Genomic DNA, 26,689 nt, shown 5'->3' on the forward strand with positions numbered 1-26,689 from the left:
GCGGCTTCAGATGGCGCCAGGATGTGCTCCTAGGCCGAGAATACTGTGCGGCCCGCCACCAGGGTTTGCAAGACCTTGCCTTGCAGGCGCGCGCCTTCGAAACAGGTGTTTTTCGAGCGCGAGCGAATGCCGCTTTCGCTGACGATCCAGGGTTCGTCGAGATCGACAAGCGCGAGATCGGCGACGGCACCCGGCTTCAGCGTGCCGCCGGGCAATCCGAACAGCCTTGCCGGCGCGGTGGAGAGCGTTTCGACCAGCCGCAGCAACGGCACGTCGCCATTATGGTAGAGCCGCAAGGCGGCACCCAGCAGTGTCTCCAGCCCGATGGCCCCGGCTGCCGCGTCGGCGAAGGGCAGGCGCTTGGTGTCGACATCCTGCGGATCGTGCGAGGAGACGATGATATCGACCGTGCCATCCCTGACCGCCTCGATCATCGCCAGCCGGTCTTCCTCGGCGCGCAACGGCGGCGTCAGGCGGAAGAAGGTACGGTATTCGCCGACATCGTTTTCATTGAGCGACAGATTGTGGATCGACACGCCTGAAGTGACGGCAGCGCCGTCGGCTTTCGCGCGCGTCACGGCGCTTGCCGCCATCGCCGTCGAGATCTTCGCTGCATGATAGGAACCGCGCGTCAGACGGGCCAAAGCCAGATCACGCTCCAGCGGGATCGATTCGGCTTCACGCGGAATGCCGGAGAGGCCGAGCCAGCTGGCGTACAGGCCCTCGTTCATGACGCCTGACGAGCCGAGGTCGGCATCCTGCGTTTCATGCACGATGGTGGCGCCGAAATCGCGGGCATAGGTCAGCGCGCGGCGCATCACCAGCGCGCTTGATATTGTGTGGCGGCCATCGGTGAAAGCGACGGCGCCGGCCTCGCGCAACAGGCCGAATTCGGTCATCTCGCGACCGTCGAGGCCCTTGGTGATCGCCGCCGCAGGAAAGATATTGACGATCGCCGTGTCCTTGGCGGTGCGCAGCACGAACTCGACCAGCGCGACATTGTCGATTACCGGGTCGGTATCGGGCATCATGACGACGGAGGTGACGCCGCCGGCCGCTGCGGCGACGCTCGCCGAAGCGATGGTTTCGCGATGCTCGCCGCCGGGTTCGCCGATGAAGACGCGGCCATCGATCAGGCCGGGAATGATCGCTTTGCCGGCGCAATCGATTGTCGCAGAGCCCTCGGGCGCGCCCTGGTTCAACGCCGCCTTGCCGGCGGCAAGGATTTTCCTGCCATCGACGATGACGGAGCCGACTTCGTCGATACCGCGCGAGGGGTCGACGATGCGGGCGCGTTCAAAGACCGTCGTGCTCATGCGCCGCGGCCCTCTTGATTACGACGGGGATCGAGCAGCGCTTCCATCACCGCCATGCGTACGGCAACGCCCATCTCCACCTGTTCCTGGATGACGCTTTGCGGGCCGTCGGCGATTTCCGAGGCGATCTCGACGCCGCGGTTCATCGGGCCGGGGTGCATCACCATGGCGTCGTCCTTGGCGGCCTTCAGCTTTTCGGCGTCGAGGCCGAAATAGCGGAAATATTCGCGCACCGAAGGCACGAAGGCGCCCTCCATCCGCTCACGCTGCAGGCGCAGCATCATCACCACGTCGGCGTCCTTCAGGCCCTCGGCCATCGACCGGGTAACGATGACACCCATCTTCTCGATGCCAGAGGGCAGCAACGTCGAGGGCGCCACCACGCGCACCTGCGCCCCGAGCGCGTTGAGCAGCATGATGTTGGAGCGCGCCACGCGCGAATGCAGGATGTCGCCGCAGATCGCGACGATCAGCTTCGACAGTGGGCCCTTGGCGCGGCGGATGGTCAGCGCGTCGAGCAGCGCCTGTGTCGGATGCTCATGCGCGCCGTCGCCGGCATTGACGACGGAGCAGCCGACCTTTTGGGCCAGAAGGGCTGCGGCACCCGCCGACTGGTGGCGGATGATCAATATATCGGGTCGCATGGCGTTCAGCGTCATCGCCGTGTCGATGAGCGTCTCGCCCTTCTTCACCGAAGAACTTGCCACCGACATGTTCATGACGTCGGCGCCGAGCCGCTTTCCGGCCAGCTCGAACGACGATTGCGTGCGGGTCGAGGCTTCGTAGAACAGATTGATCTGGGTGCGGCCGCGCAGCGTCGAGGTTTTCTTCTCGGACTGCCGCGAAATCGCGACCGCCCGATCCGCCCTGTCGAGCAAAAGCTCGATGTCGGCGGGCGAAAGGTCGCTGATGCCCAGAAGATGGCGGTGAGGGTAGAGTGGCAGGGACGAAGCGTCGGTCATCTCAAGGGGCTGCTATAGGGTGCGGATTTTGCGCCTGCAAGCACCAGCTTTGGATTGGCGCCATTCTCCCCGGTATTTTCGTCGCGCGCGCGGCAACGCTTGGCTATATCTAGCCGATGGCCTCGGATTCGTGGCTTTCGCACGATAAGGGCCTTTCTACCGATTGAAGGATTGGGCGTGACCGACGACGTAACCAACCAGCCGCCGCCACTGACGGGCGGCAATGCCTGGCGAGGCGATCCGTTGCTGATCCAGCTTGCCGAGCGTTTTTCCGACCCGGTGCGCAAGGATCTCGACGGTCTCGGCCGTTTCGTCCTCACGCAGGAGGCGCAGGAACTGGCGCGTCTCGCCAATGTCGAGACGCCGAAGCTCAGGACGCATGATCGCCAGGGACGGCGCCTCGACCTGGTCGAATCCCATCCCGCCTATCACGCCTTGATGCGCCGTTCGGTGGCGTACGGGCTGCATTCCTCGGTCTGGGAAAATGGCGACGCCGAGATCGGCCGCCGGCATCAGGTGCGCGCCGCTCGTTTCTACCTGACCGCCGAGCTCGAGACGGGGCATCTCTGCCCGATCACCATGACCAGCGCCTCGCTGGCGGCACTGATGGCCAGTCCAAAGCTGTTTCGCGAATGGGCGCCGCGCGTGACGACGCGCAAATACGACCAGAGCCAGAAGCCACCGGTCGAGAAGACCGGGCTGACACTCGGCATGGGCATGACCGAGAAGCAGGGCGGCACCGATGTGCGCGCTAATGTGACAAGAGCGGAACGCGCCGGCAGCGGTTTTTATCGCCTGACCGGGCATAAATGGTTCATGTCGGCGCCGATGTCGGACGCCTTCCTGGTGTTGGCGCAGGCGCCGGAGGGACTGTCGTGCTTTCTCGTGCCGCGTGTTCTCGGCGACGGATCAGGCAATGGCTTTCGCTTCCAGCGGCTGAAGGACAAGCTCGGCAACCGCTCCAACGCGTCTTCCGAGGTCGAATTCGTCAACGCCATCGGCGAGATGGTCGGCGAACCCGGCGCCGGGGTAAAGACGATCATGGACATGGTGACCTTGACCCGGCTCGACTGCGCGGTGGCGTCGTCGGCGATCATGCGGGCAGGGTTGGCGGAGGCCGTTCATCATGCCCGCCATCGCCAGGTGTTCGGCTCGGCCTTGATCGAGCAGCCGCTGATGCAGCGCGTGCTGGCCGATATGGCGCTGGATGTTGCCGCCGCCACCGCGCTGTCTTTCCGGCTGGCGCGCTCCTTCGACGAGGCGGCGAGTGATCGCGGCGAAGCAGCGTTTGCCCGCGCCATGACGCCGGTCGTCAAATACTGGGTGTGCAAGATCGCACCGCCGCTGCTCTACGAGGCGATGGAATGCCTCGGCGGCAATGGCTATGTCGAGGAGGCGCCGCTCGCCCGTTATTACCGCGAAGCCCCCGTCAACGCGATCTGGGAAGGGTCGGGCAATGTCATGGCGCTCGATGTGCTGCGCGTGCTCGGCCGCGCGCCCGGCCTGTTCGAAGAGGTGCTGGCCGGCATCGACCGTGACCTCGGCGCCGGAGGGCGCGGCACGATCGGTGTGTTGAAGGCGGCGATGCAGGTTGCTTCGACCGATGAGGGCTCGGCACGCCTGCTGACCGAACAGCTGGCACTATCGGCGGCGGCGGCGGAGCTTCGCCGGCTCGGGGCAGGGCGGATTGCCGATGCTTTCGTCGAAACGCGTCTGGCCGGCCAGTGGCGCAACACCTATGGCATGCTCGATGCGCGCCACGATGCGCGCATGATCATCGACACGCTCTATCCGCCGGTGAACTGAGCCGGGAGCGGCGCGCTGCTGGGTTCTTCGATTGGTTGAACGCCTCTGAGGGCATCATCGTGCGCCCTGTGGATCGCCGTTAACCTTAACAAATGGTTTCCATTGCGGCGGCGAGCGGCAAAGCCCAGTGTCATTCCTGCCGAAGCAGGAACCACGATGCGACACGTACTGACCTCCTTTCTGTCTGTGCACTGGGCAATTGTCTTCGCCTTGCTGGCGCTGATCTGCATTGACGGAGACCGCGGTGTGACGGCAGCCCTCGGCGTGCTCGGTGTGACGGTCGAGAACGCCCGCTTCGTCAATCTGGACAACATCGTCGTTGTCGCGCCGCTGGCCACCGCCTTGCTGGTCGTCTCGGTGCTGTTCTTCTGGGCCTTTGTCGATTCCCTGATCAACGATGCGACCAGCCCGAGCGCCGACAGCGTCGTTCGTATCGCCTTCATTTCCGCTTCCGGTGTCCTGTCGATGATCCTGATCGGTGGCGCCGCGCAGGGCATCAACGGGCTCTTCATGGTCGTCGCGGTGCAGTTGGCAGCGCTTCTGGCCTCCTATGTCGCGATGCTGGCCGAGCGGCGCTCGGCTGCGGTGTCTGATGACGCCGCTTTCCACGCCACGGCGCACAACATGGCGAAGGCAGCGGCCCACAATTCGCTGCTGTCTCTAATATCAGGCCGGACCGGCCCCAGCCGGACTGGCCCCAGCCGAGCCGGCCCTAAAGCGAAGGGAGGCCGCTGATGCGCTATATCTTCGCATTTTGGGCGGCTCCGATGGCGCTGTTCTGGGGCTGGTTCTATCTGTCGGCCAATGACATGAATTTCGGTTATGTGATGCTCAGCCGGCAGATGCATGACTTCTTCTTCCAGCTCTATGGCCAGATGCTAGGCGTCGATCCAACGATCATCCCCGGCTTGGTGGCGAAGACCTGCATCTTCGATGGATTTCTGCTGATGGCGCTGTGGGCGTTCCGCCGTCGCCGCGAAATCGCCGGCTGGCTTAAACAGCGCTGGGAGGGTCCGGTTCCCTTCGAGCGGATGCAGCGAGCGACTGAAGCCGGTCCAAAACTCCCTGCAGAATAAAGGCCGCGGCCGCCGAATCGATCTTGCCGGCGCGTTTGGCGCGCGAGAAATCCATCTCGATCAGCGTCCTTTCGGCCGCCACCGTCGACAGCCTTTCATCCCAGAACACGAAGGGCAGGTCGCTCAGCTGCGCCATGTTGCGCACGAAGGCACGTGATTTCTGCGCGCGCGGACCTTCCGACCCATCCATGTTGATCGGCAGTCCGATCACAATCGCGCCGGCATTCTCCTTCTCCAGCAAGGCCAGAAGCACGGCAGCGTCGAGCGAGAATTTCCTTCGCATGATGACCGGGCGTGGGTGAGCAAAGGAGAATCCCCGGTCGGAAACCGCGACGCCGATCGTCTTGTCGCCGAGATCGAGCCCGGCCAGTGTCTTGCCGCCGGCGAGCCGCGCCGGCAATTCCTCGATCGTGATAATACTCAACGGCCGTCCTTCGCCTTTCACCACCACGTGCTTTGTCAAACGCGCAACGGACACAGTAACCCTTTGATCTCGGGACCATCGGCGTTCTATCCTCTGGACCGACAAAAATCGAGGAATGCATTCATGAAACTGACCTGGTACGGCCATTCGGCCTTCCGTATCGAAACCGGCGACTCCAAAATCCTCATCGACCCCTATCTGATCGGCAATCCGTCCTGGACGGGTGGCTGGGAAGGGCCGGCCGAGGGGATCACGCATGTTCTGCTGACGCACGGGCACAACGACCACATCAGCGGCGCGCTGGAAGTGCTCGGCAAGAGCGGCGCCCAGTTGGTCGCCAATTTCGAGATCTGCATGTATCTGGTCGGCAAGGGCGCTGACGGTAACAAGATCAACCCCGGCAACATCGGCGGCACGGTCGATTGCGGCGGCTTCACCACCACTTTCGTCCAGGCGTTGCACTCCTCCTCGTTTGGCGAAGACGGCGGCAAGAACGTCTATCTCGGCAATCCTGGCGGGCTGGTCCTGCATTTCCCGGAAGACAAGACGCTTTACCATATGGGCGATACCGACATCTTTTCCGACATGGCGCTGATCAACGAACTGCATGAGCCGAAGATCGGCATCGTGCCGATCGGCGACCGCTTCACCATGGGCGGTGCGGTGGCCGCACTCGCCTGCCGCCGCTTCTTCAAGTTCGACACGGTCGTCCCCTGCCACTTCGGCACGTTTCCGATGATCGATCCGACGGCTGAGAAATTCGAGGCCGGCCTGGAAGGATCCGGTGTTCAGGTGGCATTGCCTGGGATTGGTGAGACGATTACGATCTAGAGGAAGCTAAAGCGGAACAAATCCATGGCGTTGCGGCAAACTCTTTTCATTTCGGTGTTTGCCGCGGCGTCGCCTGCGCTCGCCGCGGATGACTTCATCAAAGGCGTCTACCTGCAGTCCGAGGAGCTTTGTGCACAGGCCAAAAAGGATACGCTGCAGACGCTGATCGACGCCAGCAACATTGTGTTGTCGGCGCATGGCCTGCAAGGCGTCGAATACAATTGCGAGTTCGTTCAAATCAGCAAGGCGACACGCTCGCCAAGCTGGGCGGTGACGGCCATCTGCCAGGAGCCGGGCTATGTCTTTCCCGATGTGCTCTCGGTGACGCAGATGAACCCGACGCAGGTCGATCTCGTATCGGTCCGGCCGATCGATAACGAAAGCGAGGCGAGCGGCAACAGCGGCAGCTACTATCTGTGCGAGGGCGTTGCCCTGCCATGAAGATGCTGAACCGTGTCAGGTCGCTTTTTCGCCGTGAGCGGCTGGTGTTCCCGAAACTGGAACTGCATGTCGCGCATGGCTGCAATCTGTCTTGCGACAGCTGTTCGCACTACTCCAATCACGGCCATTCCGGCACCGTCTCGCTTGAGGAGGCGGACCGCTGGATGGGGCTGTGGAGCCGGCGCATAGACGTTGTCTGGTTCTCCCTCCTGGGCGGAGAGCCCACCATCCATCCGGAGATGCCGGCCTTCGTCGGGCTGGCCCGGCGGCATTGGCCTCGTGCCCGCATAGAGATCGTCAGCAACGGCTTTTTCCTGCACCGTCACCCGACATTGCCGGCGATTCTCGCCGCCGATGGCAACACCCAATTGAGTGTCTCGGTTCATCACGCCTCCGAGGAGTACCAGGAAAAGTTGAAGCCGGTCTTCGCTCTCCTGGAGGCGTGGCGCCGGGAACACGGGATATATGTTCAGATCCGGCCATCAGACAAGAATTGGACCCGTCGCTACGAAGGCTTCGGCGACGCCATGTTGCCCTTCGAGGATGGCGACCCCCGCGCCAGTTGGGAAATCTGTCCGGCCCGCGAATGCAAGCAACTCCATGCCGGGCAGATCTGGAAGTGCGCGCCTCTCGCCTATCTGCCGATGCAGAAGGCAAAGTACCGCCTCTCCGACAAATGGGATCCCTATCTGGCATATCGACCGCTTGAGCCAGGCTGTTCCGATGCGGAATTGCGAGCCTTCGCGGCGCTGGAAGACGAGGGCGCATGCAGCATGTGTTCGTCAAGCAAGCGATTGTTCGAGTTGCCCAACCCGCTGCGCCGCCCCAAGGACCGGGCCAGCATCGCTGTATAGGCTTGCTATGATGCATGTTGCGCACCGCGCGTGGCGCCGCTATAGCCCGGACTGGTTTTTCCCCGAGGCAAATACATGTCCGTTGATCTTCAGACTGTGAAGCGCGTCGCGCGTCTCGCCCGCATCGCGGTGAGCGAGGAAGATGCAGAACGCATGACCGGCGAGCTGAACGCCATACTGGGCTTTGTCGAGCAGTTGAACGAGGTCGATGTGTCCGGCGTCGAGCCGATGACCTCGGTAACGCCGATGGAGATGAAGAAACGCCAAGACGTCGTCACCGACGGCAACAAGGCGGCCGACATCGTTGCCAACGCACCGGCGACCGAAGAGAATTTCTTCCTCGTGCCAAAGGTCGTGGAGTAAGGCGCCGATGGCAATCGAGATCGCCATCGAGACGCCGCTGCAGGACGACGTGCGCGGCCTGGTCAAGGAACTCAACGAAACGTTGCTCGAATTGACGCCGCCGGAGCATTGTTACCACCTGACGGTGGAGCAGATGGCAGGCCAGGACACGACCGTTTTCATCGCCCGCGACAATGGCATCGCCATCGGTTGTGGCGCGCTGAAGCGCCATGATGGCACAATCGGCGAGGTCAAGCGCATGTATACGCGGCCTTCGCATCGCGGCCGCAAGATCGGCGCCAGCATCGTCGAGCGGGTCGAGGCGCTGGCGAGGCAGGAAGGGCTGAAGCGGCTGGTGCTGGAGACGGGCGACCGCCATCCTGCCGCCTGGGCCGTCTACGAACGTGCCGGGTTCTCGCGCTGCGGACCGGTTCTGGATTATCCCGATTCCGAGTGGTCGGTTTTTTACGAAAAGAGCCTTTGATGAGCGACCTGACCCAACTGACGATTTCGCAGGCCCGCGCCAAGCTGCGTGGCAAGGAAATCACAGCGACCGAGATCACCGAGGCCTATCTCTCGGCGATCGATCGCGCCAATCCGGCGCTCAATGCCTATGTCGCGGTGACCAGCGACCGAGCGCGCGACATGGCCAAGGCGTCCGACGCCAGGCTGGTCAAAGGCGAGGGCGGTGTTCTGGAAGGCATTCCGCTGGGGATCAAGGACCTGTTCGGCACCGAAGGCGTCCATACCCAGGCCTGCAGCCATGTGCTCGACGGCTTCAAGCCGCGCTACGAATCGACTGTTACCGCCAATCTGTGGGCGGATGGCGCGGTGATGCTCGGCAAGCTCAACATGGATGAGTTCGCCATGGGCTCGTCCAACGAAACGTCCTACTACGGCCCGGTCATCAACCCGTGGCGGCGCTCGCGCCTCGACACGGTGGTGATGCCGACGACGCATCAGGGCGATGGCGGCTTCGTATCGTCCGGCGGCACGAGAACCCAGCGCAGCCTGGACAATGCACAGCTGGTGCCGGGCGGTTCGTCCGGTGGGTCGGCGACCGCCGTGTCGGCCTTCCTGTGCGCCGGCGCGACAGCGACCGACACTGGCGGCTCGATCCGCCAGCCGGCCGCTTTCACCGGCACGGTCGGCATCAAGCCGACCTATGGCCGCTGCTCGCGCTGGGGCATCGTAGCCTTCGCCTCGTCGCTCGACCAGGCCGGCCCGATCGCGCGCGACGTGCGCGACGCCGCGATCATGCTCAGGTCAATGGCGTCCGTCGATCCGAAGGACACGACCTCGGTCGACCGGCCGGTGCCGGACTATGAGGCGGCGATCGGCAAGCCGATCAAGGGCATGAAGGTCGGCATTCCCAAGGAATATCGCGTCGACGGCATGCCCGAAGAGATCGAGGCGCTGTGGCAGAAGGGCATTGCCTGGCTCAGGGATGCCGGTGCCGAGATCGTCGACATTTCGCTGCCGCACACCAAATACGCGCTGCCGGCCTACTACATCGTGGCGCCTGCCGAAGCTTCGTCCAACCTGGCGCGCTATGACGGCGTCCGCTTTGGGCTGCGCGTGCCGGGCAAGGACATCGTCGAGATGTATGAGAAGACCCGTGCCGCCGGTTTCGGCCGCGAGGTCAAGCGCCGCATCATGATCGGCACCTATGTGCTGTCGGCCGGCTACTACGACGCGTACTATCTGCAGGCGCAGAAGGTGCGCAACCTGATCAAACGCGACTTCGAGAATGTCTTTGCCGCCGGCATCGACGTCATCCTGACCCCGGCGACGCCGTCAGCCGCGTTCGGCATCGCCGACGAGGACATGGCGGCCGACCCGGTCAAGATGTACCTCAACGACATTTTCACGGTCACCGTGAACATGGCCGGCCTGCCGGGCATCGCTGTGCCCGCCGGCCTCGATCCGAAGGGGCTGCCGCTCGGCCTGCAACTCATCGGCAGGCCGTTCGAGGAAGAGACGCTGTTCCAGACGGCTGCCGTCATCGAACAGGCGGCGGGCACATTTCAGCCGGAGAAGTGGTGGTAAGGGTATCGCTCGTCTGAATGGGTGAGCGATGTTCTACTATCTTTCCAAGGTGTTCTGGTTCTTCATCCAGCCGCTCAACCTGACGATCTTCCTGCTTCTGGCGGGGCTGATTGCCGGGCTGATCGGCCGCCGGCGGCTGGCCGTCACCGGCAGCGTGCTCGCCTTCCTGATTCTTGCATTGTCGGCTTGGACGTCACTTGGCGCCATGATGCTCACTCCGCTTGAGGAGCGTTTTCAACGACCGCCGCTGCCGCAAAAGGTCGATGGCATCGTCGTGCTCGGCGGCGGGTTCGAAGGCGGCATCAACCTCGTGCGGGGCGGCTATGAATTGAGCAGCGGCGGCGATCGCATGGTCGAGACCGCAATCCTCGCTCGGCGCTTCCCGCAGGCCAAGGTGGTCGTATCAGGTGGAAACGGCTCGCTTTTCCTTGATGGCGAGGGCGACGCCGACACCGCACCCCGCCTGCTCGTCCCGCTTGGTGTATCGGCCGATCGCCTTGTCCTCGAGGACAAGTCCCGCAACACCTACGAAAATGCGGTCTTCAGCCGCAAACTTGTCGAACCGAAGCCGGGCGAGACCTGGCTGCTGGTGACCTCAGCCTTCCATATGCCGCGGGCCAAGGCGCTGTTCGACAAGGCCGGTTTTCCCACCGTCCCATGGCCGGTCGACTATCGCACCTCGGGCAAGGAAGGCGTCGGCTTGTTTCGCGACAATGCGGCCGATTCGCTGGAGAATACGACGATGGCGATCCGCGAATGGATCGGACTTTTCGCCTATTGGCTTTCGGGCCGCATCGATCAGCCTTTTCCAGCACCGGGCGGCTGACCAATGACGGCGCGCCGCGCCGCCGAGAAGAACTGGCGCCGCACCAGCACGGCCAGCAGCAGAAGCGTCGACAGCACGAACACCAGGGGATCGACGAACCAGCCGAGATAGCCGATCGAGAAAAACACGCCGCGCAGGCCGGAGTTGAAGTGCTTGCCAGCCAGCATGTTCATCTGCGTCGCGCGCCACACCGCCGTTTGCGTGACCGGATTGCGCGAGGCTTCGCCGTGCGGGATCGGCACGGCGCCGATCAGGATCGAGCAATAGTTGAACAGCCGATAGGCCCAGCCGAATTTGAAGAAGGAAAAGGCCAGGATCAGCACCAGTCCCAGCACCTTGATCTGAAAGGCCGGGCGCGACGGCGCGCCGCCGAGCGGCAGGTTGCTCAGCACCTCAAGCACCCGGTCGGACGCGCCGAGCAAGGCAAAGCAGCCGCCGAGCGCGATCAGCGAACTGGAGGCGAAGAAGGCGGTTCCTTGCTGGAGGCCGCTCATGATGGCGGTGTCGACGATGCGGATCTCGCGCTCAGCCATGGTGCGCATCCAGGCCTCGCGCTGCGCATTCATCGCCGTCGTCAGCGACACGCGGCTGACCAGTCTGCCGTCGGAAGCGAGCGTGTGCAGCAGCCACGCGATCAGGAAGAGGGCCAATGCCCCGAGATCGGCCGTGGACAGATAGGAGGAATCACCCATGGGCTGAATTTACCACATCCAGCGCGGTTGCTTCGATGCCGGCTTCGGCGAACGACGGCAATGTCGCTGCCGGAGCAAACAAGGTCGGCAGGTGCTGCGCCGCGATTGCCAAAAGAGCGGAAACATCCGGGGAATTCCTATATGTAGTCACCGACGCGACTCCAGGAGACAACGTGTTCCTTTCGGTTTTCGACCTGTTCAAGATCGGCATCGGTCCCTCCAGCTCGCACACGATGGGGCCGATGACGGCCGCCGCCCGCTTCCTGGACGAGATCCTCAATGGCGACTGGCCGCGACCGGCCGGTGTCGCGGTGGATCGCGTCGGCGCCAGCCTGCACGGGTCGCTCGCCTATACCGGCATTGGCCATGGCTCGGACCGCGCAGTGGTGCTTGGTCTTGCCGGCCTGACACCGCAGACCGTCGACCCGGATCAGGCTGATGGGATTGCTGGCCGCATCGCTGCTGAAAAGCGCCTTTCGCCTCCCGGCCATCCATCCTATCGCTTTGACCCGACTACCGATCTGGTGCTCGACCGCAAGACGCCGCTCACGGGTCACGCCAACGGCATGGCATTCTATGCCTACGACGCCGGCGACCGCCTGCTGCTCAAGCGCATCTACTATTCGATAGGCGGCGGCTTCGTGGTTTCGGGAGAAGAGCTGCAGCGAATGAAGGCCAAGGGGTCGGTGACGACAGAAGGCAAGAAAGTGCCTTATCCCTTCAAGAACGCCGTCGAGATGCTGAAGATGGCGGCCAAGAGCGGCCTTTCCATCGCCGAGATGAAGCGCATCAACGAGGAAACGCAGATGTCGCGCGAGGAGCTCGACGCCGGCCTCGACGCCATCTGGGGGGCAATGAAGGCATGCATCGACCGTGGCCTGTCGCAGGACGGCATCATGCCGGGTGGGCTGAAGGTGCGGCGCCGCGCGCGCATGCTGCACGACAAGCTGCAGGAACAGTGGCAGCAGAACAAGCCCAATCCGTTGCTCGCCAATGACTGGCTCTCGATCTACGCCATGGCCGTCAACGAAGAGAATGCGGCCGGCGGCCGTGTAGTCACCGCACCGACCAATGGCGCCGCCGGCACGCTGCCGGCGGTGCTGCGCTACTGGCTGCATTTCCATCCCGAGGCCGACCAGCCGAGCATCCGCGACTTCCTGCTGACGGCGGCCGCCGTCGGCGGCATCATCAAGACCAATGCCTCGATCTCGGGCGCCGAGGTCGGTTGCCAGGGCGAGGTCGGTTCCGCTTCGGCAATGGCCGCGGCCGGGCTTTGCGCCGTCATGGGCGGTACGCCCATGCAGGTCGAGAATGCCGCCGAGATCGCGCTCGAACACCATCTCGGCATGACCTGCGATCCAGTCGGCGGGCTGGTCCAGGTGCCATGCATCGAGCGCAACGCACTCGGCGCGGTCAAGGCGGTGACCGCCGCGTCACTGGCGATCAAGGGCGACGGCGTCCACTTTGTACCGCTCGACGCGGCGATCGAGACAATGCGCCAGACCGGCCTCGACATGAACGAGAAGTATAAGGAAACCAGCCTTGGCGGGCTCGCCGTCAATGTCGTGGAGTGCTGAGGGACTGGCCTAAGCCGGCACTGTGGAGAAGTCCGTCAGGCCGTTGACGTCGCGGCGCTCCGGACTAACCTTAGCGGATGGCTCTCAATCTCCTAAAACTGTGCGTCGGCTGCGACAGCGTCGAGGATCTCGAGGAATGGATCGAGTTCCGGCTCGACGAACGACGCCGCGCCGGCGAACCGGCCGAACACTGGCACACCACCCGCATGGTGCCGACGCGTGGCGCCGAGATCACCGATGGCGGCTCGCTCTACTGGGTGATCAAAGGCAATGTGCAATGCCGCCAGTTGATTACCGAGATCCGGCCGTTCACCGATGACGAAGGTATCGGCCGCTGCCACCTGATGCTCGACCCGCAAGTCGTGCGCACCGACTGGCAGCCGCGCCGGGCCTTTCAGGGCTGGCGCTACCTGAAACCGTCGGATGCGCCTCTCGACCTTGGCAAGGGCAAGGCTGGGTTGGTCGAAATGCCGCCGAAACTCAGGCGCGAGCTTGCCGACCTGGGGTTGCTGTAGGCTGTCGCGCAGAAGCGTTGTCTGTTCCGGCTCGGTTTTCCTGGCCCTCCATCTTGCTTCGCACTGGACTTGCAAGCAGCGCGGCAACGCCACATCTTGAATTTCATGCGCGATGAAAGCTGTCGAACTCGACAAAAAGTCGCGGCGTTGGCGAAGCCAGCTCGCATGGCAGACCTCTTCCTGTCCAAGCGAAGGCCATGATTCCGGCGCAGAAAAAGTGTTTGATGAAGTGATGCGGCTGTCCAGGCGGGCAGGGAATCCGCAGGGCGGTGGGAAATGTTAGGCGCAATTATCGTCCTGGTCGCATTGCTGCTGGTGCTGCTGATCGCGGCCACGGCGTTTCTTCGCGCCGATCCGGCCAGCCTCGCGAGCACAACCCGAACTCTGGGGCCGATCCTGTTGGCGCTGGTGGGTGTTGCCGTGCTTCTGGTCGGGCGAAGCGGAATCGGCGGCGTCATCCTGTTCGTCGCAATCGGCTGGTATTTCGCCACGCGCACGAACCGGCCTGATGTCAGCTTGGCACCGGGAAAACGCTCAACGGTGCGGACGGCAGCGCTCGAGATGGAACTCGATCACAATACGGGCGGCCTCGAAGGGCTGGTTCTGGCCGGCCGCCATGACGGCAAGATGCTTGGCGCGATGGGCCTTGCGGAGTTGCAGCATCTCTACCGCGAACTCTCCGGCGATGCGGAGAGCCGCCAGTTGCTAGAGACGTATCTTGACGGCAGATTTCCCGTCTGGCGCAAAAACACTGAGACGAACGGTGGCGAAGGGCTGGGTGTTGCGCCAGGTCCGGGCGCCATGACTAAGGAGGAGGCCTACAAGGTCCTTGGTCTTGAAGCGGGGGCCGCCGCGGCGGATGTCCGCAAGGCGCACCGCCGCCTGATGCAGCGCCTGCACCCCGATATCGGTGGCACGTCTTTCCTGGCGGCGCGAATCAACGAAGCCAAGGACGTCTTGCTCTCCAATCACAACTAAGTCTCCTTCGACGCAAAAAAATTTCCGGGAGATCGCTTCCACGCCGTCCTATTGCTGGACGGCGTAGCACTCGATTTTCTTCTTCTTCAAAGCGGTACAGGCCTTCCAGGCGGCGTCCTTCGAACCGAAGCCGCCGAAGCGGGCGCGGTAATAGGTCATCCCATCCTTGTCGAAGGCGACGGTGAAGCCTGAAGCATCCGCCAGCACCTTGGGCGCCTGCTTGGCGGTCTTGTCGAGGAATGCCTGGGCTTCCGACTGCTTCGGCGAGGAGGCGACCTGGATGGCCCAGCCCGACGGCACCGACGCGGTGTTGACCGGATCGACAGTTGGCGTCGGCTCGACAGCCGGTGGTGTCGGCTCGGCATAGGCAGCCACGACCTGTGCGGTGGCGACCTTCGGCGCCGCGACGATGACGGTCTTCACCTTCTTTGCCGGGACAACCAGCTTGGGTGCTTCGGCCTCGGCGCTCTCTTCATCATCACCTTGATCATCACCCTGCGCAACAGTCGCGTCTTCGGCGACTGCTGTGTCGTCGGCGCTGGCCACCGCTACCGGCTTGTCGTCCGGGGTTGGCGCGTCGTGCTTGGGCAGGAGAACCTTGGCAAGCGCCTTGATCGGATTGCTGCTGCTGTCAGCCTTTGCAACCAGATCGCCGCCACCGCGGGTCGAGGCCCTCGGCATGTAGGTGTTGATCAGGTTCGCCATTTGGTTGTCGCGGCTGCCGCCCGAGGTGCCGCCCATGACAACGGCGACGAGCCGGCGGTTGCCGTCATTAACCGACGAGACGAGATTGAAGCCCGAGGCGCGGGTGTAGCCGGTCTTGATGCCGTCGACGCCCTTGATGCGTCCGAGCAGACGGTTGTGGCCATTGATGCGCTGACGGCCGTAGAGAAAGGAGCGCTGCGAGAAATAGCCGTAGTACTGGGGAAAATGCTCACGCAGCGCGATGCCGAGCGTGGCCATGTCGCGTGCGGTGGTGAACTGGCCGGGGTCGGGCAGGCCGTTGGCGTTGCGGAAGACGGTGCCGTTCATGCCCAGCGCCCGCGCCTTGGCGGTCATCATGCGGGCAAAAGTGGGTTCATCGCCGCCGAGCATTTCACCGAGCGCGGTGGCCGAGTCGTTGGCCGACTTGGTGACGATCGACAGGATCGCGGTCTCGACCGAGACCGAACCGCCCGGCTTGACGCCGAGTTTCGTCGGCGCCTCGGCGGAGGCATGGGCCGAAAACACGACCTGCGAATTCCTGCTGATCTTGCCCTTCGCCATCGCTTCGAAGGTTAGATAGAGCGTCATCATCTTGGTCAGCGACGCCGGATAGCGCCTGCCATTGGCATCCGCGGAGTACAGCACCTTGCCGGTCTTGGCGTCCACGACAATGGCCGCCGGTCGCGCTGCCAGCGACGAGGCGACGTCGGCGCAAACGAAGGTCAACGCCAAGGCGAAGACCATGATCGCTTTGAGGGGGGAGGTGGATTTGGAAACGATGCCCAACAACGCCTGACGCACTGATATTTCCCTTGAATTCTTCGTTGCGTTGGAGGCGGCAAAGGGTTCCTGCCTCACTTCTAGCCAAGCTAGCGGGGCAGCGTTACCAATCCGTTTATGGTAACCGCCGCGTTCACCATTTTCTTCGGGCTTGAAACACAGTTTATTTGATTTTTAGCCATTGCCTGCGCAGGCGGGCTCCGCACGCCGACGAAATATTGACTTTTGTGCGACGCACAATATATTAAGGTGCATTGCACAAGGGCGCCCCCGAAGAAGGACGCCTCAACCGCCAAGGGAATCGTGAAATGACCCAGACCTATGAGGACTTCAGCAAATACGGCAAGGACTTCGCTGATACCGGTTTGAAGAGCTTCGCTTCGCTGTCCAAGGGCGCTCAGGCGATCGCCACCGAGGCCGGTGAGTACACCAAGAAGAGCTTTGAAGCCGGCAGCGCCGCTGTCGAGAAGCTGTTTTCGGCCAAGTCGCTGGACAAGGCGATCGAGATCCAGTCCGACTACGCCAAGCAGTCCTACGAGGCGTTCGTCGCCGAGGCCACCAAGATTGGCGACCTCTATGCCGAACTCGCCAAGGAAGCCTACAAGCCGTTCGAATCGATCGTTGCCAAGGCGAAGTAATTTCGCCTAGGCGAAGCAATCTTCGCCTGACAAGTTCAAATCCGGCCCCTTGGGTTCGGGACAAAACCCGGTCGCGGAAGCGTGGCCGGGTTTTTTCATGTCAATTTCCCATCTGAAACCGCATTGCGCTTCACGATTGCGAAAATCAGCCAAGTTTGGGCACCTAGCCATATTGTCAGCTAACCAGAAGGGCTTAAAATCGTCCATCGAACACCTACATGTCGAACTCGCATGGGGATTCGAAAGAGGCAGGATTACGTGACGATCGGTTTGACTGCCACGAGACAAGTGGCGCGGATGGCAAACGGCGGCGGCGATGGCAATGAGGCCGGCCGCGGGACCGCTGTCATCACGCGCACCAAAACCAAAACCAAGAAGCCCAGCCTTTACCGGGTCCTCATCCTCAACGACGACTACACTCCGATGGAGTTCGTGGTTCACGTGCTGGAACGGTTTTTCCAGAAGGACCGCGAAGCCGCCACACGCATCATGCTTCATGTTCACAATCATGGAGTGGGCGAGTGCGGGGTCTATACATTCGAGGTGGCCGAGACCAAAGTGTCTCAGGTCATGGATTTCGCCCGACAGAATCAGCATCCGCTGCAATGCGTGATGGAGAAGAAGTGAGGTAACATGCCGGCTTTCTCCCAAGGCCTGGAAAAGGCGCTTCACCAGGCGCTGACGCTCGCCAATGAGCGGCACCACGAATACGCAACCCTTGAACATCTGCTGCTCGCGTTGATCGACGACACCGAGGCGGCCGCCGTCATGCGCGCCTGCAACGTCGATCTCGATGAGCTGAAGCACACTGTTCTCACCTATATCGACACCGAGCTCGACAATCTGGTCACCGGCTACGATGAGGATTCCAAGCCGACCGCCGGCTTCCAGCGCGTCATCCAGCGCGCCGTGATCCATGTGCAGTCGTCGGGCCGCGAGGAAGTGTCGGGCGCCAACGTGCTCGTCGCGATCTTCGCCGAGCGCGAGAGCCATGCCGCCTATTTCCTGCAGGAACAGCAGATGACCCGCTACGACGCGGTCAACTACATCTCGCACGGCATTGCCAAGCGCCCCGGCGCATCGGAAACGCGCTCGCCGCGCGGCGCCGATGACGAGCAGGGCGGCCAGAACGGCGCAGAGCCGCAGGAGGAAGGCGGCAAGAAGAAGCAGCAGCAGGACGCGCTGACGGCTTACTGCGTCAACCTCAACAACAAGGCCAAGGCCGGCAAGATCGATCCGCTGATCGGCCGTGAGTCGGAGATCAACCGCACCATCCAGGTGCTATGCCGCCGCTCCAAGAACAATCCGCTCTACGTCGGTGACCCCGGCGTCGGCAAGACCGCGATCGCCGAAGGGCTGGCCAAGCGCATCGTCGAGGGCGACGTTCCCGAAGTACTGCACAATGCCACCATCTTCGCGCTCGACATGGGTACGCTGCTGGCCGGCACGCGCTACCGCGGCGATTTCGAGGAACGGCTGAAGCAGGTCGTCAAGGAACTCGAGGATTATCCGGGCGCCGTGCTGTTCATCGACGAGATCCACACCGTGATTGGTGCGGGTGCCACGTCAGGCGGCGCCATGGACGCGTCGAACCTGTTGAAGCCCGCGCTGTCTTCCGGTGCGATCCGCTGCATCGGCTCGACCACCTACAAGGAATTCCGCCAGTTCTTCGAGAAGGACCGCGCTCTGGTGCGGCGCTTCCAGAAGATCGACGTCAACGAGCCGACCATCGAGGACGCCATCGAGATCATGAAGGGCCTCAAGCCCTATTATGAGGAATTCCACAAGGTGAAGTTCACCAACGAGGCGATCAAGGCTTCGGTGGAACTGTCGGCACGCTACATCAACGACCGCAAGCTGCCGGACAAGGCGATCGATGTGATCGACGAGACCGGCGCCTCGCAGATGCTGGTGCCGGAAGCCAAGCGCAAGAAGACCATTGGCATCAAGGAGATCGAAGCCACGATCGCCACCATGGCACGCATTCCGCCGAAGACGGTTTCGGCCGACGACGAGAAGGTGCTGCAGGGCCTCGACATCGAGCTGAAGCGCGTCGTCTATGGCCAGGACACCGCCATCACCGCGCTGACCTCGGCGATCAAGCTGGCTCGTGCCGGCCTGCGCGAACCGGAAAAGCCGATCGGCTCCTACCTGTTCTCGGGTCCGACCGGCGTCGGCAAGACCGAAGTGGCCAAGCAATTGGCTGCCTCGCTCGGCGTCGAGCTGATCCGCTTCGACATGTCGGAATATATGGAACGCCACACCGTTTCGCGGCTGATCGGCGCGCCTCCCGGCTATGTCGGCTTTGACCAGGGCGGTCTGTTGACCGACGGCGTCGACCAGCATCCGCACTGCGTGCTGTTGCTGGACGAGGTCGAGAAGGCACATCCGGACCTGTTCAACATCCTGTTGCAGGTGATGGACCACGGCAAGCTCACCGACCACAACGGCAAGCAGATCGACTTCCGCAATGTCATCCTGATCATGACCACCAATGCGGGCGCATCCGATGCGCAGCGCGCGGCGATCGGTTTCGGTTCGACCAAGCGCGAAGGCGACGATGTCGAGGCGATCAACCGGTTGTTCACGCCGGAGTTCCGCAACCGTCTCGATGCGATCATCCCGTTCGGCTCGCTGCCGGTGCCGGTCATCCATCAGGTGGTGCAGAAGTTCGTCATGCAGCTCGAGGCGCAGCTCTCCGAGCGTGGCGTCACCTTCGACCTGTCGCCGGATGCGATCGCCTGGCTCGCCGACAAGGGCTATGACGAGCGCATGGGCGCGCGGCCGCTCGGCCGTGTCATCCAGGAGCACATCAAGAAGCCGCTGGCCGACGAGGTGCTGTTCGGCAAGCTCAAGAAGGGCGGCACGGTGCGCGTCACCGTCGAGAAGAAGGAAACCGGCGAGACCGGCCTGAAGCTCGAATCGCTGGCTGACGAGGCACCGGTGAAGCCGAAGAAGGAAGAGCCGGAAGACGCGCCCAAGCCCGCCAAGGCCGTGGCCAAGAAGCCTGCCGCGAAGAAGCTCGTGGCGCAGAAGCCGGAGCCCAAGGGCAAGGATGGCGGCAAGCGCAGCCTGGTCCCGCAACTGCCCCGCAAGGGCTGATCGGCACTCACTCGAAAAAGCCCCGGCAACGGGGCTTTTTTCATTTGGACAATGGGGTGGCTATGCCAGGCCAGATCATCATCCTCAACGGCGCACCGCGATCAGGGAAGTCGAGCATCGCTCGAGCCATCCAGGAAAGCTTCGATGGCCCATGGATGAACCTGGGCGTTGACAGCTATGAGCAGATCACACCGCCGCAACTTCGCCCGGGAATAGGGTTGCGCCCCGGCGGCGAACGCCCTGACCTCGAAGTTTTTGTGCCGCGTTTGTACGCCGCCCTCTACGAATCGATCGCGGCGCATAGTCGACTGGGCCTGAACGTCGTGACCGATGTCGGCCATCACGACGCCTATTCGAAGCCCCTCGATTGTCTCGCCGACTGCGCGCGCCGTCTCGCCGGTCTGCCCGTGCTGTTTGTCGGCGTGCGCTGTCCGATTGAAATCATTATGGAAAGACGAGCTGCCAGCGAGGCGGGCAGGGGTTATGTCACCGGCTCTTCAGACGATCCTGTGCCTTTGCCAGTGCGCCTGTGGCAGGAAGCGGTGCACCAGCCGGGCATTTACGATCTAGAGGTCGACACGTCACTCTTGGACTCTGCGCAGTGCGCAGACGAAATCCGTAAGCAACTTCTAATATAAGGCATGCATTCGACAGCATTTAAGAGACTTTTGGATTCGCATTCCGCGATCCATGGGCCTTCTTGAGTATTACTAGCCAATTTTCACTCCGAATTAACGCCGGATGCTCATGTTCCAGGAATGGTCTTGCTGCCCGCGGAACGGACAATACTGACTGTCGTTTTGGCGCTGGTCGTCGTTTGCTTGTTCCTTGCGTGGGACAAGGATGTCGCCGTCGCGCTCGACGGCTATGGGTTTTCGATCGGCTTTGCCGTCGTCATGACCGCACTAGGTCAATTCTATCGCCGGGTTCGTAAGGCCGAGCGGATCGCGCTCACCGCGCATGTCCTGGCGCTGTTCATCCTCTTTTCAGTGGTTGCCTCGCTCTTCAACCTTCTGCTCTTGCCACGGTACTCGGCGCCGATCGACGCCACCCTGGTGCGGATCGACTCCTGGTTCGGTTATTCGTGGCCAGATGCCTGCGCGTGGATTTCTCAATATCCGCTCCTGTCGGATGCTCTCAGGCTGATCTACACCCTGACGCTGGCTCAGATCCTGTTTGTCTTTCTTTTTCTCGGTATGGCCAATGATCGGCGACAACTGCACGCCGCCATGCTGGCAACGGTTTTTGCTGCGCTGGCCGCTATCTTTTGCTGGGCACTGTTTCCGTCCAGCGGAGCTTCCGCCTACTGGACTTTAGACCTTGAAATCGATCGCATTGTTCGGCCCGTAGTCAATTCAGCCTACGGAGCGGAATTGAATCGCCTGCTTGTTGACGGCATCAAGGATATTTCGGCCATACAAGTGACAGGGCTGATAGGGTTCCCTTCGTTCCATACGGTTATGGCGCTGATGTCTCTAATCGCAATCTGGCCGTATTCCTTTGCGCGTTTCGCGCTGATCCTCGTCAATACCGCGCTGTTGCCGGCAATTCTCATCCATGGCGGACATAATCTGATGGACGTGTTTGGCGGCACGGTGATTACAGTCGCGTGCTGGCGGCTGGGCTTGCTGGCATTCGACGCGCAGCAACGCCGGTCATTGTCGAGGGCCGAAGGGGAGAGACTGGCGACCGAGGGCTGAGCATCACTGCTCGGCCAGTGCCGCCCGTATCTTCTCGGCGTTCCCAGCCAGCACTTCGGGCTTCTCCATCCCACCGCTATGCGGCTTCAGCGGCACGCCCTCGAAGCGGGGGATGACATGGACGTGCAGGTGATAGACGGTCTGCCCGGAGGCCGGCTCGTTGAACTGGAGGATGGTGACGCCGTCGGCACTGAGCGCCATCTTCACTGCGAGCGCCACTTTCTGGACGACCGTGAAAAGCGGGCCGAAAGTCGACGGATCGGCGTCGAGCAGATTGCGCGACGGGGCCTTTGGCACCACCAGCGTGTGGCCCGGTCCCTGCGGCATCACATCCATGAAGGCCACGACTGCGTCGTCTTCGTAAACGCGATGCGAAGGGATGTCTCCACGCAAGATCTTGGCGAAGATGTTGTCGGTGTCATAGGCGGTTTCAGCCATGGCGAACACTCCGGATTGGGCCTCGCCGTCTCGTGTAGCGAAGCTCTCCCGGAGCGGCAAGACGATGTGGCGGGCGATCAGGCGAGATCGACCATGCCAGCTTCGACAAGCGCGCGGTGGAAACGTCTTCCAGCCGGGCGGTAAACAGCGTCAGCAGGCACGCCAAAAGGCTTGCTATTCCTCGAGATCCTTGCGGAACGGCGTGTGCTCTTCCAGATATTCGCCCATCCGCTCCACCTCGCGCCGCTCGCGCTTGAGGTAGTCTGCGACCGCATTGCGCAGGCCGGGGTGCGAAATGTAGTGGGCGGAATGCATGGTCACCGGCCGGTAGCCGCGCGCCAGCTTGTGCTCCCCTTGCGCACCGGCTTCGACCACCTTCAGCTTCCGTTCGATGGCGAAGTCGATGGCCTGGTGGTAGCAGACCTCGAAATGCAGGAAGGGGTGATCCTCGATGCAGCCCCAGTTGCGGCCATAGAGCGCGTCGGAGCCGATAAAATTGATGGCGCCGGCCACGTAGCGCCCGTTGCGTTTGGCCATCACCAGCAGAATGTCATCCGCCATGCGTTCGCCGATCAGCGAGAAGAACTGCCGGTTCAGATACGGACGGCCCCATTTGCGGCTGCCGGTATCCATGTAGAAGGCGAAGAAATCATCCCAGGCCTTCTCGGTCAGGTCCTTGCCGGTCAGCCAGTCGATGGTGATGCCAGGGGCAAGTGCTTCGCGCCGTTCCTTCTTCATCGCCTTGCGCTTGCGCGAGGCGAGCGTGGCGAGGAAGTCGTCATAGGTCGAAAAGCCTTCGTTGAAGAAGTGGAATTGCTGGTCGGTGCGATGCAGGAAGCCGGCGGCCTCGAGCGTTACGACGTCGCTTTCCTGCGCGAAGGTGACATGCGCCGAGGACACGCCGAGTTTGTCGGTCACCATCTTCAGGCCGGCGGCAAGCCCGGCCTTCACCGCATCCGGATCCTCGCCCTTGCCGACCAGCAGGCGAGGGCCGGTGACCGGCGTGAACGGCACAGCGCATTGCAGCTTCGGATAATAGCGGCCGCCGGCCCGCTCGAAGGCATCCGACCAGCCATGATCGAACACATATTCGCCCTGGCTGTGCGACTTGAGATAGCAGGGGACAGCACCCAGAAGCCTGCCTTGCGCTGTCTCCAGACGCAGGTGATGTCCCTGCCAGCCAGTGCGCCGCACGGCGCAGCCGGAATCTTCCAGCGCGCTCAAAAAAGCGAATGAAACGAGCGGGTTATAGCCATTTTCCGCATCGCCGCGCGTGGTGCCGGCAAAGCCGTTCCACTCATCGCACGTGAATGCGCCGATACCCGCGGCGATGCGGATCGAGTAGTCCGCATTTGCTGTTTGTCCGTCGCCATCATCGCCCTGATCCATCAGGCTTATTTAAGCTCCATCCGGGCCGCTACAAGTCACGTTTGAGACACCCCGCTCATGCGACGTTGACCAGATCGGGTTCGAACCCTTCGAATGTCATCTGATCGGCATATTTGAAGGTCAGGTCGATCGCGGGCTGGTCATGCACCGTCCAGGTGATGACAGGCATTTTGAGCTTTTCACGCACGAAGCTGACGAACGGGTTCGGCAGGTCGCCGGCGGCGTAGGAGGTGAAGGAGAGTTCATGCGCCAGCATGGAAAAATGCGCTTCGATCAGCTTGAGGTCCTTGCCGTAGGCGGTCAAGCCAGCGGGAATGCCGGGCGCATGTTTCGGGAAATCGCGGATCAGCCAATGATCGAACGACATGATCGCTGCCTTGCCCTTGTAGCGCTTGAGCATCTTGCCGACGCTCGCCACCAGGCCGTCGTCACGGCCGGGAATGCCTTTCAGTTCGACGACCATGGGTACGCGGCCATCAACGAGGTCGAGCGCCTCCTGCAGCGTCGGCAAGTGGTCGGATGTGCCGCCAACCTTGAGTGCGGTCAGTTCAGCCGCGCTGCGCTGCCAGACGAAGCCGTCCTGTCCGGTCAGCCTTTTGAGATCGTCATCATGGATGATGATGGGAACGCCGTCGGACGACAGATGCACGTCGCATTCGATGGCGTAGTCGCGTTCGACGGCTGCGGCGAAGGCGGACAGCGTATTTTCCCAGCGCGTCTTGTTCATGTCGTGAAAGCCGCGATGGGCAACGGGCCGGGCAGTCAGCCAGGAGAGGTCGGTCATGTCAGGCCTTCGCTCATTCGACTTCGAAGATCGCTTCGATTTCCACTGCGGCATTAAGCGGCAGGGAGGCGGTGCCGACGGCGGAGCGGGCATGCTTGCCGCGCTCGCCAAGGGCAGCGACCAGGAAATCGGAGGCGCCGTTGGCAACCAGATGCTGTTCGACAAAGTCCGTGGCCGAGGCGACGAAGACGGTGATCTTGACCAGACGGCGGATTTTCTCGAGGTCGCCAAGTGCTGCCTTGGCCTGCGCCAGAATGTTGATCGCGCAGTATTTTGCCGCGTCCTTGCCGGTAGCGGTATCGACATCGCGGCCAAGCAGGCCGCTCGCCTGCAGCTTGCCGTCCTTGAGCGGCAATTGCCCGGCGGTGAACAGCAGATTGCCTGACCTGCAATAGGGCACGTAGTTGGCGGCGGGTGCGGCGGCGGCAGGAAGCGTCACGCCGAGATCACTTAGCCGCTTTTCGATTGTTTCACTCATTGCTTTTCCCTATTGCTGGAAGGCGCCGCGCTGGCGGGGCCGAAATTGCTATTTTTGCCTCGCTTCCGCCACGACTTTTTTTAAGCTGGACCATCTTTCCCTGCGGCCTGCCATCAGCCGCGACGATCGGAGTACCTCATGCGCGCAGCGCGCCTTGCATTCCATGCCGTCCTATTGTCGGCGGTCTTGCCGATAGTCCCCGCTTTCGCCGTGCCGGCGCTGCAGGCGCATCGTGCCGTGTATGACCTCACCCTCAACAAGGCCTCCGACCGCTCCGGCATAACAGGCATATCCGGTCGCATGGTCTACGAATTCAACGGCTCGGCCTGCGAAGGCTATACGGTGAAATTCCGTTTCGTGACCCAGATCGTCACCAACGACAATACGAGACTGACCGACCAGCAGACGACGACTTTCGAGGACGCCGAAGGCAAGACCTTTTCCTTCGTGACCAAATCCTTTGTCGACCAGAACCTCGACAAGGAGGTCAAGGGTATCGCCACGAAAGACACGAAAGGGCTCAAGGTCGATATCGACAAGCCAGAGAAGAACAGCCTGGAACTCGCCGCCACCCAGTTTCCGACCCAGCATCTGGTCGAGTTGATCGGCAAAGCCGAGAAAGGCGAGAATTTCTACCAGACGAACCTGTTCGACGGTTCGGAGGACGCCAACAAGGTGATGACGACCACCGTCGTCGTTGGCAAGAAGACCGAAGCCGACAAGGCCGATCCGGAGGCTCCCGCGCTGGCGAAGCTCGCCACCGACAAATACTGGCCGGTCGACATCGCTTATTTCGATGACAGCGCCCAGAACGGCGAAGAAGTGCCGGAGTACCGGATCAGCTTCAAGCTGCATGAGAACGGCATCACCCGCGATCTCACCATGGACTATGGCGACTTCTCGATGACCGGCAAACTGGTCAACCTGTCGCTGTTCGACCAGACAAAGCCTTGCCCGGTATCGAAATAGCAGGGTTGCGCAATTGAGCTGACCGCGGCGGGCTTGATGGCAGTCTACGTCGATGCGGCGATCTGGAAGTGGGCCGGCCATCGCTGGTGCCACTTGATGGCCGACGACACCGACGAGTTGCATCGTTTCGCTGCCGTACTTGGCGTCAAGCGCTCGTCCTACCAGGGACCGCCCAAGACATCGGCACCTCACTATGACATAACCGGCTTCGAGCGCGACCGCGCGGTGCGGCTCGGCGCCATCGAATGCAGCCGCGAGGAGATCGTCGCGATCTTCCGGCGCGTGCGGGTGCCCAACGGAAAGGCGAAGTGATGACACCAACGGCATTTCTGGCCTATTGCGCCGCCGTCACACTCGCCGCCGCCACGCCGGGGCCCGCGATGTTCGCGGTCATCACCAATGGCGTGTCGCGCGGTTTCCTTCGCGCCTTCATGGCCGGCGTCGGGGTCGCCGCCGGCGATGCCGTGCTGGTTACTCTGGCGCTGCTCGGGCTGGTGGCGCTGGCCCAGACCTTCGAATGGATCTTTCTCCTGCTGAAATATGCAGGTGCTGCCTATCTGATTTTTCTGGGCATCAGGATGTGGCGGGCATCAGTCACGCAATCGAACGAGCCGCGGACGGCCGAGGCGAGATTGTCCCGGTCCTTCTTCCTTGGCGCGTCCATTGCACTGGGGAACCCGAAGGCGATCCTGTTCCACGCCTCGATCATGCCCCTGATCCTCGACCTCGACACGCTGACGTTTGTCGATGGCCTGCTGGTGGTGGCCACTGTCATCAGCGTCAATATCGTCACAATGGGTGTCTATGCAGCACTTGCGGGTCGGGCTTCGGGCTGGTTCAGGACGCCGAAGCGCATGCGGCTGATGAACAGGTTTGCAGGCAGCGCCATGATCGGCACCGGAGCGCTGATTGCCGCACGCTGAGCGGTAAAGCGCCGCCGCGCTTGCGTTTGTCGCACTTCCCCTCTATATGCCCGCTCATTCCACACACGGACTTTGGTGTCTGCCCGGGAGAAAT

At 62.3% G+C, this 26,689-nt stretch carries 30 protein-coding genes; 21 read left to right on the plus strand and 9 right to left on the minus strand.

Features of this window, described 5'->3' with window-relative positions:
• Positions 1-29 precede the first annotated feature (29 nt).
• Complete coding sequence (locus tag AC1D05_RS09890; protein ID WP_477440429.1) at positions 30-1,316, minus strand: dihydroorotase; 1,287 nt, start codon at positions 1,314-1,316, stop codon at positions 30-32.
• Positions 1,313-2,278, minus strand: coding sequence for an aspartate carbamoyltransferase catalytic subunit (locus tag AC1D05_RS09895; protein WP_258583625.1), 966 nt, complete (start codon positions 2,276-2,278; stop codon positions 1,313-1,315). The genes AC1D05_RS09890 and AC1D05_RS09895 overlap by 4 nt, the downstream gene beginning before the upstream one ends.
• 177 nt (positions 2,279-2,455) lie before the next feature.
• Between AC1D05_RS09895 and AC1D05_RS09900 the strand changes: the two genes are divergently transcribed.
• The 3 genes from AC1D05_RS09900 (at position 2,456) to AC1D05_RS09910 (ending at position 5,160) form a co-directional block, all read left to right on the plus strand.
• The gene (locus AC1D05_RS09900) at positions 2,456-4,084 is read left to right on the plus strand and encodes a DNA alkylation response protein (RefSeq protein WP_477440431.1); all 1,629 of its coding nucleotides are present in this window, start codon (positions 2,456-2,458) and stop codon (positions 4,082-4,084) included.
• Positions 4,085-4,240: 156 nt separating this feature from the next.
• Entirely contained in the window at positions 4,241-4,819 is a 579-nt protein-coding gene (locus AC1D05_RS09905) for a hypothetical protein (RefSeq protein WP_477440433.1), read from the plus strand.
• Positions 4,819-5,160, plus strand: coding sequence for a DUF6105 family protein (locus AC1D05_RS09910; protein WP_172228752.1), 342 nt, complete (start codon positions 4,819-4,821; stop codon positions 5,158-5,160). The genes AC1D05_RS09905 and AC1D05_RS09910 overlap by 1 nt, the downstream gene beginning before the upstream one ends.
• Here AC1D05_RS09910 and ruvX read toward each other — a convergent pair.
• Positions 5,078-5,584 carry a Holliday junction resolvase RuvX gene (gene ruvX / locus AC1D05_RS09915; protein ID WP_477440586.1) on the minus strand — a complete coding sequence of 169 codons (507 nt, stop codon included), beginning with the start codon at positions 5,582-5,584 and terminating at the stop codon, positions 5,078-5,080. The two genes, AC1D05_RS09910 and ruvX, sit on opposite strands and share 83 nt — an antisense overlap.
• Before the next feature lie 123 nt (positions 5,585-5,707).
• Between ruvX and AC1D05_RS09920 the strand changes: the two genes are divergently transcribed.
• The 7 genes from AC1D05_RS09920 (at position 5,708) to AC1D05_RS09950 (ending at position 10,927) form a co-directional block, all read left to right on the plus strand.
• On the plus strand, positions 5,708-6,415 hold the full coding sequence (locus AC1D05_RS09920) for a metal-dependent hydrolase (RefSeq protein WP_477440435.1): 708 nt from the start codon (positions 5,708-5,710) through the stop codon (positions 6,413-6,415).
• 24 nt (positions 6,416-6,439) lie between these two features.
• Positions 6,440-6,856: a hypothetical protein gene (locus AC1D05_RS09925; protein ID WP_477440437.1), complete on the plus strand. Its 417-nt coding sequence runs from the start codon at positions 6,440-6,442 to the stop codon at positions 6,854-6,856.
• A 44-nt stretch (positions 6,857-6,900) separates the two neighbouring features.
• Entirely contained in the window at positions 6,901-7,710 is an 810-nt protein-coding gene (locus AC1D05_RS09930) for a radical SAM protein (protein ID WP_477440439.1), read from the plus strand.
• Between the two features lie 75 nt (positions 7,711-7,785).
• Positions 7,786-8,073: an Asp-tRNA(Asn)/Glu-tRNA(Gln) amidotransferase subunit GatC gene (gatC, locus tag AC1D05_RS09935; protein WP_010909575.1), complete on the plus strand. Its 288-nt coding sequence runs from the start codon at positions 7,786-7,788 to the stop codon at positions 8,071-8,073.
• Between the two features lie 7 nt (positions 8,074-8,080).
• Positions 8,081-8,536, plus strand: coding sequence for a GNAT family N-acetyltransferase (locus AC1D05_RS09940; protein WP_477440441.1), 456 nt, complete (start codon positions 8,081-8,083; stop codon positions 8,534-8,536).
• Positions 8,536-10,101, plus strand: coding sequence for an amidase (locus tag AC1D05_RS09945; RefSeq protein WP_477440443.1), 1,566 nt, complete (start codon positions 8,536-8,538; stop codon positions 10,099-10,101). Before AC1D05_RS09940 ends, AC1D05_RS09945 begins: the two co-directional genes overlap by 1 nt.
• Before the next feature lie 28 nt (positions 10,102-10,129).
• Complete coding sequence (locus tag AC1D05_RS09950; protein WP_477440445.1) at positions 10,130-10,927, plus strand: YdcF family protein; 798 nt, start codon at positions 10,130-10,132, stop codon at positions 10,925-10,927.
• Here AC1D05_RS09950 and AC1D05_RS09955 read toward each other — a convergent pair.
• The gene (locus AC1D05_RS09955; RefSeq protein WP_477440447.1) at positions 10,900-11,619 is read right to left on the minus strand and encodes a DUF599 domain-containing protein; all 720 of its coding nucleotides are present in this window, start codon (positions 11,617-11,619) and stop codon (positions 10,900-10,902) included. The genes AC1D05_RS09950 and AC1D05_RS09955 overlap by 28 nt on opposite strands.
• Before the next feature lie 173 nt (positions 11,620-11,792).
• Here AC1D05_RS09955 and AC1D05_RS09960 point away from each other — a divergent pair, with 173 nt between their 5' ends.
• The 3 genes from AC1D05_RS09960 to AC1D05_RS09970 all read left to right on the plus strand — a co-directional run bounded on the left by AC1D05_RS09960 (position 11,793) and on the right by AC1D05_RS09970 (position 14,689).
• Complete coding sequence (locus AC1D05_RS09960) at positions 11,793-13,196, plus strand: L-serine ammonia-lyase (protein WP_477440449.1); 1,404 nt, start codon at positions 11,793-11,795, stop codon at positions 13,194-13,196.
• 77 nt (positions 13,197-13,273) lie between these two features.
• On the plus strand, positions 13,274-13,711 hold the full coding sequence (locus AC1D05_RS09965; RefSeq protein ID WP_056576946.1) for a DUF1489 family protein: 438 nt from the start codon (positions 13,274-13,276) through the stop codon (positions 13,709-13,711).
• 276 nt (positions 13,712-13,987) lie between these two features.
• Positions 13,988-14,689, plus strand: a complete 702-nt coding sequence (locus AC1D05_RS09970; RefSeq protein ID WP_477440451.1) for a DnaJ domain-containing protein — start codon at positions 13,988-13,990, stop codon at positions 14,687-14,689.
• Between the two features lie 48 nt (positions 14,690-14,737).
• Here the strand turns inward: AC1D05_RS09970 and AC1D05_RS09975 are convergent, their stop codons facing one another.
• Positions 14,738-16,195, minus strand: a complete 1,458-nt coding sequence (locus AC1D05_RS09975; protein ID WP_477440453.1) for an SPOR domain-containing protein — start codon at positions 16,193-16,195, stop codon at positions 14,738-14,740.
• A 287-nt stretch (positions 16,196-16,482) separates the two neighbouring features.
• Between AC1D05_RS09975 and AC1D05_RS09980 the strand changes: the two genes are divergently transcribed.
• From AC1D05_RS09980 to AC1D05_RS10000, 5 genes are all read left to right on the plus strand, one after another.
• On the plus strand, positions 16,483-16,812 hold the full coding sequence (locus tag AC1D05_RS09980) for a phasin family protein (protein WP_172228772.1): 330 nt from the start codon (positions 16,483-16,485) through the stop codon (positions 16,810-16,812).
• A gap of 297 nt (positions 16,813-17,109) precedes the next feature.
• Complete coding sequence (gene clpS / locus AC1D05_RS09985) at positions 17,110-17,439, plus strand: ATP-dependent Clp protease adapter ClpS (RefSeq protein WP_027029050.1); 330 nt, start codon at positions 17,110-17,112, stop codon at positions 17,437-17,439.
• Positions 17,440-17,445: 6 nt separating this feature from the next.
• Entirely contained in the window at positions 17,446-19,914 is a 2,469-nt protein-coding gene (gene clpA / locus AC1D05_RS09990) for an ATP-dependent Clp protease ATP-binding subunit ClpA (RefSeq protein WP_477440455.1), read from the plus strand.
• A 62-nt stretch (positions 19,915-19,976) separates the two neighbouring features.
• Positions 19,977-20,552: a chloramphenicol phosphotransferase CPT family protein gene (locus AC1D05_RS09995; protein ID WP_477440457.1), complete on the plus strand. Its 576-nt coding sequence runs from the start codon at positions 19,977-19,979 to the stop codon at positions 20,550-20,552.
• A 120-nt stretch (positions 20,553-20,672) separates the two neighbouring features.
• Positions 20,673-21,614 carry a phosphatase PAP2 family protein gene (locus tag AC1D05_RS10000; RefSeq protein ID WP_477440459.1) on the plus strand — a complete coding sequence of 314 codons (942 nt, stop codon included), beginning with the start codon at positions 20,673-20,675 and terminating at the stop codon, positions 21,612-21,614.
• Positions 21,615-21,617: 3 nt separating this feature from the next.
• Here AC1D05_RS10000 and AC1D05_RS10005 read toward each other — a convergent pair whose 3' ends face one another.
• The 4 genes from AC1D05_RS10005 to AC1D05_RS10020 all read right to left on the minus strand — a co-directional run bounded on the left by AC1D05_RS10005 (position 21,618) and on the right by AC1D05_RS10020 (position 24,703).
• A complete protein-coding gene (locus AC1D05_RS10005; RefSeq protein ID WP_477440461.1) occupies positions 21,618-22,052 on the minus strand; it encodes an HIT family protein in 435 nt (144 codons plus the stop codon).
• Between the two features lie 174 nt (positions 22,053-22,226).
• Positions 22,227-23,441, minus strand: coding sequence for a GNAT family N-acetyltransferase (locus AC1D05_RS10010; RefSeq protein WP_477440463.1), 1,215 nt, complete (start codon positions 23,439-23,441; stop codon positions 22,227-22,229).
• A 55-nt stretch (positions 23,442-23,496) separates the two neighbouring features.
• Entirely contained in the window at positions 23,497-24,225 is a 729-nt protein-coding gene (locus AC1D05_RS10015; RefSeq protein WP_477440464.1) for a glycerophosphodiester phosphodiesterase, read from the minus strand.
• Positions 24,226-24,238: 13 nt separating this feature from the next.
• Complete coding sequence (locus AC1D05_RS10020) at positions 24,239-24,703, minus strand: RidA family protein (RefSeq protein WP_477440466.1); 465 nt, start codon at positions 24,701-24,703, stop codon at positions 24,239-24,241.
• Positions 24,704-24,841: 138 nt separating this feature from the next.
• Here AC1D05_RS10020 and AC1D05_RS10025 point away from each other — a divergent pair, with 138 nt between their 5' ends.
• From AC1D05_RS10025 to AC1D05_RS10035, 3 genes are read left to right on the plus strand one after another with little or no spacing between them, the layout of a single operon-like run.
• A complete protein-coding gene (locus AC1D05_RS10025) occupies positions 24,842-25,672 on the plus strand; it encodes a cell envelope integrity EipB family protein (RefSeq protein WP_475450713.1) in 831 nt (276 codons plus the stop codon).
• A 36-nt stretch (positions 25,673-25,708) separates the two neighbouring features.
• Positions 25,709-25,984, plus strand: coding sequence for a DUF4031 domain-containing protein (locus AC1D05_RS10030; RefSeq protein ID WP_477440468.1), 276 nt, complete (start codon positions 25,709-25,711; stop codon positions 25,982-25,984).
• On the plus strand, positions 25,984-26,595 hold the full coding sequence (locus AC1D05_RS10035; protein ID WP_477440588.1) for a LysE family translocator: 612 nt from the start codon (positions 25,984-25,986) through the stop codon (positions 26,593-26,595). The genes AC1D05_RS10030 and AC1D05_RS10035 overlap by 1 nt, the downstream gene beginning before the upstream one ends.
• The last annotated feature ends 94 nt before the right edge of the window (positions 26,596-26,689 follow it).

This window comes from Mesorhizobium sp. P2_E9, from assembly GCF_056403815.1.

Coding starts and splice junctions, on each gene's coding strand:
- AC1D05_RS09890 (WP_477440429.1), bottom strand. CDS start 1,316: ATGAGCACGACGGTCTTTGAACGCGCCCGCATCGTCGACCCCTCGCGC.
- AC1D05_RS10030 (WP_477440468.1), top strand. CDS start 25,709: ATGGCAGTCTACGTCGATGCGGCGATCTGGAAGTGGGCCGGCCATCGC.
- AC1D05_RS09920 (WP_477440435.1), top strand. CDS start 5,708: ATGAAACTGACCTGGTACGGCCATTCGGCCTTCCGTATCGAAACCGGC.
- AC1D05_RS09895 (WP_258583625.1), bottom strand. CDS start 2,278: ATGACCGACGCTTCGTCCCTGCCACTCTACCCTCACCGCCATCTTCTG.
- AC1D05_RS10035 (WP_477440588.1), top strand. CDS start 25,984: ATGACACCAACGGCATTTCTGGCCTATTGCGCCGCCGTCACACTCGCC.
- AC1D05_RS10025 (WP_475450713.1), top strand. CDS start 24,842: ATGCGCGCAGCGCGCCTTGCATTCCATGCCGTCCTATTGTCGGCGGTC.
- AC1D05_RS09970 (WP_477440451.1), top strand. CDS start 13,988: ATGTTAGGCGCAATTATCGTCCTGGTCGCATTGCTGCTGGTGCTGCTG.
- AC1D05_RS09945 (WP_477440443.1), top strand. CDS start 8,536: ATGAGCGACCTGACCCAACTGACGATTTCGCAGGCCCGCGCCAAGCTG.
- AC1D05_RS09995 (WP_477440457.1), top strand. CDS start 19,977: ATGCCAGGCCAGATCATCATCCTCAACGGCGCACCGCGATCAGGGAAG.
- AC1D05_RS09955 (WP_477440447.1), bottom strand. CDS start 11,619: ATGGGTGATTCCTCCTATCTGTCCACGGCCGATCTCGGGGCATTGGCC.
- AC1D05_RS10015 (WP_477440464.1), bottom strand. CDS start 24,225: ATGACCGACCTCTCCTGGCTGACTGCCCGGCCCGTTGCCCATCGCGGC.
- AC1D05_RS09925 (WP_477440437.1), top strand. CDS start 6,440: ATGGCGTTGCGGCAAACTCTTTTCATTTCGGTGTTTGCCGCGGCGTCG.
- AC1D05_RS10020 (WP_477440466.1), bottom strand. CDS start 24,703: ATGAGTGAAACAATCGAAAAGCGGCTAAGTGATCTCGGCGTGACGCTT.
- AC1D05_RS09910 (WP_172228752.1), top strand. CDS start 4,819: ATGCGCTATATCTTCGCATTTTGGGCGGCTCCGATGGCGCTGTTCTGG.
- AC1D05_RS10010 (WP_477440463.1), bottom strand. CDS start 23,441: ATGGATCAGGGCGATGATGGCGACGGACAAACAGCAAATGCGGACTAC.
- AC1D05_RS09940 (WP_477440441.1), top strand. CDS start 8,081: ATGGCAATCGAGATCGCCATCGAGACGCCGCTGCAGGACGACGTGCGC.
- AC1D05_RS10005 (WP_477440461.1), bottom strand. CDS start 22,052: ATGGCTGAAACCGCCTATGACACCGACAACATCTTCGCCAAGATCTTG.
- clpS (WP_027029050.1), top strand. CDS start 17,110: ATGGCAAACGGCGGCGGCGATGGCAATGAGGCCGGCCGCGGGACCGCT.
- AC1D05_RS09980 (WP_172228772.1), top strand. CDS start 16,483: ATGACCCAGACCTATGAGGACTTCAGCAAATACGGCAAGGACTTCGCT.
- AC1D05_RS10000 (WP_477440459.1), top strand. CDS start 20,673: ATGGTCTTGCTGCCCGCGGAACGGACAATACTGACTGTCGTTTTGGCG.
- clpA (WP_477440455.1), top strand. CDS start 17,446: ATGCCGGCTTTCTCCCAAGGCCTGGAAAAGGCGCTTCACCAGGCGCTG.
- AC1D05_RS09965 (WP_056576946.1), top strand. CDS start 13,274: ATGGCTCTCAATCTCCTAAAACTGTGCGTCGGCTGCGACAGCGTCGAG.
- AC1D05_RS09950 (WP_477440445.1), top strand. CDS start 10,130: ATGTTCTACTATCTTTCCAAGGTGTTCTGGTTCTTCATCCAGCCGCTC.
- gatC (WP_010909575.1), top strand. CDS start 7,786: ATGTCCGTTGATCTTCAGACTGTGAAGCGCGTCGCGCGTCTCGCCCGC.
- AC1D05_RS09905 (WP_477440433.1), top strand. CDS start 4,241: ATGCGACACGTACTGACCTCCTTTCTGTCTGTGCACTGGGCAATTGTC.